This is a genomic window from Erwinia mallotivora (genome assembly GCF_000590885.1).
Taxonomy (GTDB): domain Bacteria; phylum Pseudomonadota; class Gammaproteobacteria; order Enterobacterales; family Enterobacteriaceae; genus Erwinia; species Erwinia mallotivora.
Window position 1 is genome coordinate 34,867 of sequence record NZ_JFHN01000070.1, and the last position, 11,389, is coordinate 46,255.

Annotated in this window: 9 protein-coding genes and 1 pseudogene; 7 read left to right on the forward strand and 3 right to left on the reverse strand. The window is 55.3% G+C overall.

Annotation, left to right across the window (positions count from 1 at the left end):
* Positions 1-4 precede the first annotated feature (4 nt).
* Both BG55_RS18670 and BG55_RS18675 read left to right on the forward strand, forming a co-directional pair.
* The gene (locus BG55_RS18670; RefSeq protein WP_071995062.1) at positions 5-1,258 is read left to right on the forward strand and encodes a glutamate-5-semialdehyde dehydrogenase; all 1,254 of its coding nucleotides are present in this window, start codon (positions 5-7) and stop codon (positions 1,256-1,258) included.
* Positions 1,259-1,264: 6 nt separating this feature from the next.
* A complete protein-coding gene (locus BG55_RS18675) occupies positions 1,265-2,464 on the forward strand; it encodes an MFS transporter (protein WP_034940757.1) in 1,200 nt (399 codons plus the stop codon).
* 41 nt (positions 2,465-2,505) lie between these two features.
* On the opposite strand, the gene BG55_RS18680 is transcribed toward BG55_RS18675, so the two are convergent.
* Both BG55_RS18680 and BG55_RS18685 read right to left on the reverse strand, forming a co-directional pair.
* Positions 2,506-3,519 (reverse strand): DUF979 domain-containing protein, encoded by a 1,014-nt coding sequence (locus tag BG55_RS18680; protein WP_034940759.1) that lies wholly within the window; start codon positions 3,517-3,519, stop codon positions 2,506-2,508.
* Complete coding sequence (locus BG55_RS18685) at positions 3,519-4,247, reverse strand: DUF969 domain-containing protein (protein WP_034940762.1); 729 nt, start codon at positions 4,245-4,247, stop codon at positions 3,519-3,521. Before BG55_RS18685 ends, BG55_RS18680 begins: the two co-directional genes overlap by 1 nt.
* Positions 4,248-4,654: 407 nt before the next feature.
* Here BG55_RS18685 and BG55_RS18690 point away from each other — a divergent pair, with 407 nt between their 5' ends.
* Both BG55_RS18690 and BG55_RS18695 read left to right on the forward strand, forming a co-directional pair.
* Positions 4,655-5,329, forward strand: a complete 675-nt coding sequence (locus BG55_RS18690) for a GntR family transcriptional regulator (protein WP_034940765.1) — start codon at positions 4,655-4,657, stop codon at positions 5,327-5,329.
* A 377-nt stretch (positions 5,330-5,706) separates the two neighbouring features.
* Positions 5,707-7,773 (forward strand): TonB-dependent receptor family protein, encoded by a 2,067-nt coding sequence (locus BG55_RS18695; protein ID WP_034940768.1) that lies wholly within the window; start codon positions 5,707-5,709, stop codon positions 7,771-7,773.
* Positions 7,774-7,803: 30 nt separating this feature from the next.
* On the opposite strand, the gene BG55_RS18700 is transcribed toward BG55_RS18695, so the two are convergent.
* Positions 7,804-8,919 carry an ABC transporter substrate-binding protein gene (locus BG55_RS18700; RefSeq protein WP_034940772.1) on the reverse strand — a complete coding sequence of 372 codons (1,116 nt, stop codon included), beginning with the start codon at positions 8,917-8,919 and terminating at the stop codon, positions 7,804-7,806.
* A gap of 284 nt (positions 8,920-9,203) precedes the next feature.
* On the opposite strand from BG55_RS18700, the gene BG55_RS18705 reads away from it, so the two are divergent.
* The 3 genes and pseudogenes from BG55_RS18705 to BG55_RS18715 all read left to right on the forward strand — a co-directional run.
* Complete coding sequence (locus BG55_RS18705; RefSeq protein WP_034940774.1) at positions 9,204-9,971, forward strand: HpcH/HpaI aldolase family protein; 768 nt, start codon at positions 9,204-9,206, stop codon at positions 9,969-9,971.
* Positions 9,972-9,995: 24 nt separating this feature from the next.
* The gene (locus tag BG55_RS18710) at positions 9,996-11,162 is read left to right on the forward strand and encodes an ATP-grasp domain-containing protein (RefSeq protein WP_034940777.1); all 1,167 of its coding nucleotides are present in this window, start codon (positions 9,996-9,998) and stop codon (positions 11,160-11,162) included.
* A gap of 17 nt (positions 11,163-11,179) precedes the next feature.
* Positions 11,180-11,389: pseudogene (locus BG55_RS18715) on the forward strand (IucA/IucC family protein); the annotation flags it as partial.

Consider the following 11,389-nt stretch of genomic DNA (forward strand, 5'->3'; position numbering starts at 1 on the left):
AGTGATGACAGGCAGTGACGTTATTTCCCTGGCAATGGAGGCCCGGCAGGCCGCGTTAATTTTGCAGGATTACCCGGATGAGCAAATTAATGAGGCGATCAGGACGCTGTCGCGGCTGATGCTGAGCGAAGCCGGTACATTGCTGGCTGCCAATCAGCAGGATATTCAACAGGCTGAGCAGGCAAAGTCTCCGCAGGCTTTAGTTGACCGGCTGACGCTGAACGCCTCGCGCCTGCAATCTCTTGCCCTTTCCGTGCTGGAAGTGGCACAGATGCCTGCGCCGGCAGGCAGGGTGCTGTCTGCGGGTCAGCAGCCGAATGGTCTGTTTATTGAAAAAGTCGCCTGTCCTTTCGGCGTAATAGCGATGATTTATGAGTCCCGGCCAAACGTCACCGTCGATGCTGCCGTATTGTGCCTCAAGTCGCGCAATGCGGTTATTTTACGGGGGGGTAAAGAGGCGCTGCATACCTCGCTGGCGTTTTATCATCTGATTGCAAAAGCGCTCGAAATACATCATATCCACCCAGGCTGTGTGAATTTAATCAATTCTGACCAGCGTGAAAAAGTGTCTCAGCTGCTGAAAGCCGAAGGCTATATTGATGTGATTATTCCGCGAGGAGGGCGGGGGCTGATTGAATTTGTGCGGGATAATACGCACATCCCTGTTTTCAGCCATCTGGATGGTATCTGTCACACCTATATTCATGCTGCTGCAACGCCCGACATGGCCATCAAAGTGGCGGTTAATGCCAAGGCCCGTCGCCCCGGAATATGCGGCGCGATGGAAACCCTGCTGATTGATAAACGCTGGCCGGATGAGCACACCCATGCGCTGATTACCGCGTTAATCGCCGCCGGTTGTATTATCAAAGGCGATGAACAGATTATGACTATCGATCCCCGTATCCTGCCTGCCGACGAGAGCGACTGGGGGATGGAGTACCTCGATATGCGGCTGAGTTGCAAGATGGTGGAGAGTCTTGACGCGGCGATTGAGCATATTAATCATTTCGGCTCTCATCACACCGATGCCATCATTAGCGCAGATAAATCCGCCGCAGAAAAATTTATGCGCTGCATTGACAGCGGCATTGTGATGCACAACGTCTCCTCACAGTTTGCCGACGGCGGTGAATTTGGCTTTGGCATGGAGATCGGTATCGCGACGGGAAAACTTCATGCGCGAGGCCCGGTGGGGCTTGAGCAGCTTTGTACCTATAAATACCGCGTGTCGGGTGATGGTTTGATACGAGACTAAAACAGTATGCTTTTCAGCGCGGGCTCCCTGAACCCCACCATTAAAATAATGCTGACCGGGACGTTTTTAAGCCGCATTGGTTATTTTATGGTGTGGCCTTTTCTCTCTCTCTATCTGCATAACACTCTGCATGTCAGCCTGTTTATGGTGGGGGTGATATTTTTTGTTGCCAGTTTGTCTGGTGTGGCGGTCAGTATTTTCTTTGGCTATCACTCAGACAGGTCAGGCAGAAATCCGGTGATCTGCTTTGGGCTGTTGATCAGTATTATCAGCTTTATCCTGATGGGCGCGGTGGCTTCTCTTACCGCCTGTATTGTTGCCATATGCTTTCTTTCTGCCGGGCGGGCGCTGATTGAATCCAGCAGCAAATCGCTGATTGGCGATATGCTGAGTGATGCAGAGAGTAAAGCCCGGGTACAGTATCTGCGCTATTACATTATTAATATCGGCAGCGCGCTGGGTCCGATACCCGGTCTTCTGGCGGCAAACCATCATCGCGAAACGATCATGTATGCCACGGCCTTTATCTATTTTATCTATCTGCTGCTGATGATTTTTGGTGCAGACTGGCGCTTTAAAAAGGAAAGAGATTTGCCTGAAGAGAACTTCTGGCAGGCGTTTGCTTTTATGCTCCGGCATAAAAAATTTACCGTTTTTGTGCTCTGCAACTTTATTGTGATGCTGATTTACGCCGTGTTCGATACCACGCTGATTCAGTATATCAATCTGAGTAATCCCATTAATCCCGGTGAAATCACCGCAATGGTTTTTATTGCCAATGCGGCGGGCGTTATTCTGCTACAGAAGCCGGTGATGTGGCTGATGCGCAGCAGTGGAATAACCCCCCGGATAGTGACCGGAACCTTCTTACTGACCTTGTCACAGCTGGCTTTTCTCTTCTCTGATACCCGTTCTGCGTGGCAGATGATCTTCTCGACCCTGCTGTTAACGCTGGGAGAGATAATCGTCATGCCGACGCTGAATATCGCTACCGATCTGCTTGCGCCTGCCGGTAAGCGGGGCATTACTTTTGGCATCTCCAATATGGCGTACCTGGGGACGGCGGTTTCCCCGCTGCTGGGCGGATTTCTGCTGCAATATGCCGGGGTGAACGCCTTGTTTTTCGTGCTGTCCGCCCTCGGATTTGCCGTGCTGCTGGTGCAGTGGGTTAACGGCCAACAGGCTGACTATCGTCAGAATGCCTGAGCGTGGGGCCGTCTGCCTGCGGACAGCCCCGTCGCCGCACATTACAGGAAGGCGAGAACCCACAGCAGAACAATGTTCACCAGCAGCAGCATCAGTCCTGTCGGCGTCTGGGCTTTAATCACCGCATTACGATCCGGTAACTCCAGCAGCCTGGCAGGGACGAGATTGAAGTTGGCGGCCATCGGCGTCATCAGGGTGCCGCAGTAGCCAGAAAACATCCCGATAGCGGCAACCACCGCCGGATTTGCCCCCAGATGCTGAATCAGGATCGGAATACCCACCCCGGCGGTAATAATCGGAAAGGCGGCAAAGGCATTGCCCATAATCATGGTGAGCAGCGCCATACCGAGCACATAGAGCACCACCGCCCCCAGCCGGTTATCCACTGCCAGCCAGCTCTCGACAAGGTGGGCGATGGCGGTGCCCACCCCGGCTTTGGCAAACAGCAGGCCAAGGGTCGCGAGGATTTGCGGCAGGATAAATGCCCAGCCAATAGCATCCAGCAGGCGACGTCCTTCCTGCACCGATTGTGCCGGTGACTCCCTGGTCAGCGCGATGGCAATCAGCCAGCCGACAATACAACCCAGCGACATAGAAAACAGCGTGACCAGGGTGGCGTGATTCCCTTCGCCGAAAAGCCATTGTTGCAGGCCAGCAACATTATTGAAGGCAAGAATGCCCAGCACGGTAATCACCGGGATAGCCAGGGCAGGAAGAAAAAGACGGTTGCGCAGACGCGCGGCGCTGGCCCGCTGCTGTTGATCCGTACGGGTGTGATAGCTGCCCATTCTGACACCGCCCAGCCCGGCAATCAGCGCCATGACGATAACAATCCCCCCGGTGGTGATGTTCACCGCGCTGGCGGCGTTTTCCGCCCCGGCCAGGTGGGCCGACAGCTGATTTGTCCAGTCTCCGATGGCGAAAACCAGCGCATACAGCCCCCAGAACAGACCGGTGGTGAGACGGCGCGGATTGGCCCTGTCACGCCAGGACATGATGGCGACCACCAGTAACAGGAGTGCCGCCAGGTCATTCAGATATTGTTGCTGAAACATTAGCGTATTCCTTTTTCTTTCAGCGCATTGCTGTTGAGTGTGCCCAGTTCAGCGGCAATGCGTTTGTCCAGACGACGAAGGCGCACGGCATGAATGATAAAAGCACAAATGGCCGTCGGCAGGCCCCACAGGGCAATGTGCAGTGGTTCGGTCTGAATTCCGGCGCTCTGTTCCATAAAGTTATGCATAAACAGCACGCCGCCAAAGGCCACGAAGATATCTTCACCGAAGAACAGGCCGACGTTGTCTGTCGCCGCAGCCATTGCACGCAGCTTCATGCGGATGTCACCGGGGAGTTCGCCATGAAAATTCTCCGCCGCGCCTTCTGCCATCGGAGCCAGCATTGGCCGCACCATCTGCGGATGACCGCCGAGGCTGGTCAGCCCTGCCGCTGCCGCCAGTTCGCGCACCAGCAGATAAACCGTCAGCAATTTTCCGGCGCTGGCGGAGCGGATCCGTGAAATCCACATCTGCGCCCAGTGTTTCAGCCCGTGCCTTTCAAGCAGCCCAATGACCACCAGCGGCAAAACAATGATCAGCGCCAGATTTCGTGTGTTGAGGAACCCCGATCCCAGATTTTCCAGAATCAGGTTTACCGGCATACTGGCGCTGACGCCGGTAGCAATCCCGGCGATAACCACCACCAGCACCGGATTGAGGCGACACAGGAATCCCACCACAATCACCAGGATTCCGCTTAGCGGCCAGTAATTTACTGCTTCGTTCATAGTCACTCCGGTTAAAAGCGGGCCGCTTTGAGCCTCGATCAATCATTGCCTGCCGCGTTCCCGCTGCGGCACGCGTTGCCTGTTTATTAAGCAAAACCTGTGCCAGCGCGTCAGCAGCCGATATCTCTGGCGCAGCAAAATTAATAAAATTGTTGAACAATAATCAGCTGCTGGTGCAAAACCTGTTGAGGATTGTTCATTGATTATCGCGGACCGGTGCGATCAGCAAAAATACGCACCATGCTGGTGAGTTGTCGGGCCTGTTTTCCCTGTTATGGTGCAAATTGCTGGCGAAGCGAATGGTAAGGTGAAAAAGCCTGCCAGGTTGATGCTGGCGGTGCCTTTCCCTGTTGTGAAAGTTGTGTGACTATTCACGGCAGAATCAACAGTTAACAAGGCCAGAGAGAATGGCAACGGATAAAACAGCATCAGATAACGCGCCTTCCCTGAGTGAGAGTGTGGCACTAAGACTGCGGCAACAGATTACTCTGGGCCAGCTGCGCCCCGGTCAGCGTCTGTCCGAAGCTCAGTTGAGTGAAAAACTGGCGGTTTCAAGAAATACCCTGCGGGAAGCCTTCCGCATGCTGACGCTGGAACGACTGCTGGAATACCGCCCAAATCGCGGTGTTTTCGTCAGTACGCCGGATATGATGCGCATTATCGATATTTACCGCGTACGCAAAATGATTGAATGCCAGTCCGTTGCCAGCGCCAGGCCAGGGCATCCGGCCGTCAGGCTGATGCGACAGGCCGTTGAAGAAGCGCTGATCTGCGGAGAAAAACAGGACTGGGATGGGGTGGGGTCGGCAAATATGGCCTTTCATCGCGCCATCGTGGAGCTGGCAGACAGCCAGAGGTTAAGCGACTTCTACCGCCATATTCTGGCCGAGTTGCGTCTGGCGTTCGGACTGCTGAACGATGCGGAGCATCTGCATTTTCCCTTTATCGGCATGAATAATACGCTGTTATCGCTGGTTGAAGCCGGGCAGGCCGCTGAAGCCGCCCGGATGCTGCATGAGTATCTCGACAGGTCCGAACGTGTGCTGCTGGCCTCCTTTGCCCGCCGGGACAGTGATGGTTGAGGGAATGATGACGACGAAAATGGACGGCCACCAGAGTGGCGTCTCCTGCCCGGCGTTGAACCGGAATCTTCATCTGCCTGACCAGGGTGCCCTTCGGCAAAACTGACGGTTTTTCTTCAAAAAAACTCACCTTTTATTTCATGAAATTTGAACAAATATCCCGCCTTCTCCCGTGATGATTGTGCCCTGCACCCACGGCAGGGCGGGTTCTGCTCAGGCTGCACAGTTAAGTACCCGGCATACTGACAAAAAAAGTGAGCATGATTAGTCGCTTGTCACTCATTTACCAGCGGATAAGCAATGTTAAGTTGTATTTGATAATGATAATATTTATCACAATCATTACAAAAAACTTACACTGTCATGCAGGGTCGACAATGAAACGCACTAAAGTAGCCGTAGCGCTGGCCGTCATTCTGGCCGGAAAATTCAGTTATGCAGCGGAAGAGAACATGGTAGTGACCGGCAATATTCTCGGTGATTCGCGTGCCGAAGAGGTCAAAACCTGGGCAGGAAGCCGTACCGTTATCAGCAACGATCAGCTGGCAAAAGGTGCCAACCGCACCGTGGATGATGCGCTACAGCGTGTGCCAGGGGTGAAAATTCAGGATGAAACGGGCACCGGCGTACTGCCGCAAATTGCCGTGCGCGGTCTGTATGACAGCCGCAGCGGTCGCGCGCAAATCCTGGAAGACGGTATTCCGCTGGTATTAGCCCCCTACGGGCAGGAAGGGATGTCGCTGTTTCCGGTGACTTTTTCCACTATTGACCGCATTGACGTAGTGCGGGGTGGGGCGGCGGTGCAGTACGGCCCGAATAACGTCGGTGGCGTGATTAATCTGATCAGCAAACCCATACCGGTGAAGTGGGAAAACGAAATTGCCGAACGCGCCACCTTTTACGGTAAAGGTCGCAACCTCTGGGACACTTATCTGCGCACCGGCGGGATGCTGAATGATGATTTCGGGCTTCAGGTCGAAGCCAACCAGGTCAAAGGCAGCTCTTTCCGCGAAAACAGTGACAGTAAAGTTGAAAATTTCCGGCTGCGTGGTCTGTGGAACATCAACGAAAACACCACCTTAAACCTCTCTTATCAGCACTATAACGCCCATGCCGATCTGGCCGGTGCCCTCTCCACGGCGGATTACCTCAGCAACCGCCGACAGAGCACTCGCCCTTACGACGATTTTGATGGTCACACCAATCGCTACAGCATGGTTTATGACCAGCTGCTGGGTTCGCTCGGTTTTATTGATTCGGCCGAATTCAACTGGACATTTTTTGGCCATCAGTCAGACCGTGAATTCCAGGTGGGGATGAGCAAAGTACCGGGGCAGAGCTTTAACCCGGCGTTACCGGCCGATATCGTGCAGAACTCGCCGCGAAATTTCAAAGTGTGGGGCACGGAGCCGCGAATCAGCCTGGATATCAACGGCGACAACGTCAATCAGCAGTGGATTATTGGTGGCCGTTTCGTCAGCGAGAAAGTGGATTATCAGGTAAGCCAGCAGACGCTGGCGACCGGCGCGACCAGCGTGACGCGCGACTGGAGCTTTGACGACAAGGCCTGGGCGGGCTATGTCAGTAACGCCATTAAACTGTTTGATGACAAGCTGACCATCACGCCGGGGATGCGTTACGAGAACGTCAGCGAAAAATATAGCGACAAAAAGACCGGGCAACGTACCAGCGCGCCGGATACGCAGTGGCTGCCGGGTCTGACCGTCGGTTACCAGCTGACGCCGGAGTGGTTCCTCTATGCCGATATGCAGAAAAGCCTGCGCCCGGTGCAGGTGACGCAGATTGTTAAAGGCGGCGATGTCAGTTCAGAACTGGCGTGGAACTACGAAAGCGGCGTGCGTTATACCCCGGCGGAGAACCTCAGCCTGCACGCTGGTTTGTATCGCATTGATTATAAAGATCAGATTTCTTACGACAGCGTGTCAGACAGCTATCTCAACATTGGTCGTACCCGACATCAGGGCGCTGAACTGGAAGGCTTCTGGAGTCCGCAGGCGGTGGAAGGTCTGAAGCTGCATGCGGGCTACGCATACCTCCAGGCGGAGCAGCGCAACGGCGTCAACAGTGGCAAAGAGGTGCCCTATGCCTCGCGTACACAGCTTACGCTTGATGGCAGCTACGAATGGCGCGATACCACCTTCTCGCTGGCGGGATATTACTTCAGTAAATCCTTTGCGGATGCGGCCAACACGGTGGCGGAAAACAGTAACGGTTCGGTCGGTCAGATGCCGTCTTACTGGGTGTGGAACGCGCAGGTCAGCCGCGATCTGTATAAATCGGGCCGCACCGTGCTGAATGGTTATCTGGGGGTTAATAACCTGTTTAACCGTGATTACTGGTTCCGCGGCGTGGATACCAGCCCGTGGGGGCGTCAGCCCGCGCCGGGACGTTCGGTCACCGCCGGGGTCAGCCTGAAGTTCTGATTGTGACGATGAGTTGGCCGATTTCTTCCTTTATGGCTGGACGAAAAACAGCCCGCTGTAAGGCGTTTTCACGTAATCGCGGTATAACGCTTCCAGGTCAGCCTGGGGATCAACGTCACTGAACTGCTGTGGATGGAACAGCTTTGCCATCGCTTCCAGCGCCACCACGTTAAAAGGACTGTCATAGAACTGGTGGTAAATCGCCATCACCCGTGAGCTGCTCGCCACCGGCAGGACGCTGACCACCGGGCGCTGCATCAGCGCCTGCAAACGCGGCAGAGTGCTCTGGCGCGTTGCCTCGTAGCCGAGCGGCACCGCCTGCGAGGGCGAACCGCGCTGGCTCCAGTCCGCGCCGCTCATCAGCCAGACGTCCGGTCGGGCGACGATCAACAGTTCTGCACTGACCTCTGCCCCCTGTGGCGGGACTTTATCCGCCATCAGGTTGCGTCCTCCCGCCGCCGGGATAAACTCGCCAAAACTGTCAGCACCAAAAACCGCGCAGCAATTCATGCCGTTCATCCCGGCATGGTTCTCAAACACCACGCCGGGCCAGCTCGCTGGCGGGATTTTTGCCACCCGCTGTTGGGTGCGTTGCAGCAGCTGTTGCCAGCGTGCAATAGAGCGTTCGGCATTGGCCGTTTCACCGGTCACCGCGCCCAGCAGGCGCAGACTGACCGGCGCGTTGGTTAACGGCTTCTGGCGGAAATCAATAAACACCACCGGGATGCCGCTTTTCTCCAGCAGCGCCAGCGTTCCTTCGCCGCGCAGTTTCGCCACTATGCCGATATCAAACACAATTAAATCCGGTTTCAGCGTGGTCGCCTGCTCGACGTTGAACGTGCTGCGATAGGGATTGATAAATACCGGTATGGCGTTCAACTGCGGGAATTGTCGGGAAAAATAGCGTCCCATATCCGGGGCGCGGGTTCGCAATGAATCATCCCAGGCCACAATGCCTTTCAGTGCATCACCGGGGTGCAACAGGCTCATTGGCAGCAGCATCCGGCTGTCGGCCAGAATGATGCGCGTGGCGGGGGCTTTCAGGGTGACGTTGCGCCCGGCAAGATCGGTCACGTTAATGGCTTGTGCCAGAGCAAACAGCGGGCATAACAGGATGAGGAACAGCACGGGCCATTTACATTTCATTAATCTTTTCTCTTTCCGAATAATCCTGGTGTAAAAATTTATTTAACCATTTTCAGCCGTTATTTTTTGCCAGTATGACGTTTAAATCATCAGTATTTAGCAAAAAAAATCCATAAATTCAGCGCTGTATTCACGCCATTTATCCTGACAGGGTCACAGCTTACGGCGGTTTGTTAACAATTCCTTATTGAAAATATTTAACAATGCTTTTCAAATCATTTGAAAAACTTCAGGATAATCGTAATGATAATGTAAATGATAAGTATTAACTAACAGGATTTTGTATGATTTCGTACACCTCGCCGGGAGAGCGTCGCCACTCTGCATCAGGATTATTTGGCATCCTTAACTCTGTTCCGCACCCCATCATTGTCGAAATGATCGCCACCGCAGGATATGACTTTGTCCTGCTGGATCTTGAACATCTGCCACACCATGAAACCCTGCTCAGTCAGTGCATTCAGCTGGCACAGCTTCACGGCTGCACTCCGCTGGTGCGTATTACCGTTGATGATATTCCCCGCGCCGGGCGCATTCTGGATATGGGGGCGCACGGCATCGTGCTGTCACGGGCGGAAAGTGCAGAGCAGATAAGCGCGCTGCGCGATGCGATGTTCTTTCCGCCGCTGGGTAAACGCGGCATCACCGGCGGTAGCGTGACCGGTTTTGGCACGCTGCCACTTGGTGACTACATCCGCCAGGCGAATGAAAAGCTGTGGCTGGTGCCGATGATCGAGACGCCGCAGGGCATCGACTCCACTGAAGCGATGCTGCGTATTGCCCAGGTAACGATGGTGATGGAGGGGGCGCTGGATCTGGCGATGAGCATGCAGCTCGGTCCGCAGCCGTCGCATCCCGATGTCGAGGCTCAAATTCGGTTACTCGCCGCTCGTTGCCGGGCCGCAGGGAAAACCTTCTGCGCCAATCCCCGTACGCCCGAACAGCAGCACTACTGGCACAGCCAGGGGATTGACTGCTGGTTGTGCGGCGAAGACCGGGGGTTTTTGTTCCGCACCCTGAAACAACGTTTGACCGATCTCCAGTCTCTCTGAACTCTCCCTACTACAGGTATGCACATGCTTAATAACAAGCCTTATGTGATAGTCAGTCACGTCGTTAATGCGGCGGTGACCGAAGGTTTCATTCCCGCTGCACAACGTCTGGGTTACCCGGTGGTGCTGCTCACCGACCATGCCATGGCGCACAATCAGCTGCTGGATGACAGCATCCATGTGATTGAGTGCGAGGTGTTCAATCCGCTGTCGATCCTCGACACCCTGACCGAATGGGGGATTACCCCTGCCGCGCTGTTCTCCAACAGCGACCATTTGCAAACCGCGACGGCGATTGCCGCCACTGCGCTGGGGCTGCCGGCTAAAAACTGGCAGATTTGCTACGCGGCAAAAGAGAAGTGGCGGATGCGCCAGCGGTTGCAGGCGCAGGGGTTACCGTCGGTATGGTCAACGCAGTTGCTGCCCGACGCGCAACCCCAGGCGGACTGGCCCTGGCCGGTAGTGATCAAACCCGGCCAGGGCGTGGCTTCAATGGATGTGCGGCTGGTGGAGGATCTTGCCAGCTGTCAGCGCTACCTGGCCTCGCTGCCATCACGTCAGACGCTGCTGGTGGAAGCCTTTATGAGCGGCCCACTGTTTACCCTGGAGACGCTGGGGGATGGCAATGAGCTGGTGGCGGTGGGCGGCTTTGATGTTGAACTCTCCGCGCTGCCCCATTTTATTGAAACCGCCGCGCGTTGGGCGGGCGAGCACAGCACGCGCTGGAAGCAGCAGGCACTGGCCCAACTGCGCGATTTCGGCGTGGGTTTTGGCGTCTGCCACAGCGAATTTATTGTCACTGACGCGGGACCGGTGCTGGTGGAAATTAACTACCGCAGTATCGGAGACGGCCGCGAAATGCTGCTGGATCGTCTGCTGCCGGAAGGCTGGTTTCTGCCCATACTGCGCCTGCATCTCGGCGAGCCGTTGCCACCGGTCAAACCGGCGGTGGGTGAAGCATTGATCCACTACCTGGTGGCCGAACAGAACGGCATCCTGCGCCAGGCTCCGCAACCTGCCGACGCGCCAGGCCTGCGCTACCGTGCGCTGAAAGCGCAGGGCGAACGCCTTGAGCTGACCTGCTCCAATAAAGACTATCTTGGCGTGCTCTATTTCGAAGCCCGCGATGCTGTGCAGCTTGAGCAACTCAGCACACGTACTCTGGCGACGCTGAACTGGGAGATTGTCTGATGGACCAGCAGGATTACATGACCTTACGCATTATTAACGCCTGTCTGCGTGAAGACGTCAGCGGCCTGGTCAGCAATGGCCATATCCTTAAAGAGCAACAGCAGTGCTGGCTGATTTATCAGACCGCCCGACAAAAACTGCGGCTGGCGGTGTCGGCCAGCGACTATATGCAGCACTGGCAGGCGCTGCATCCGCACTGGGAAGTGGAAACCGCCACCGGATGGCAG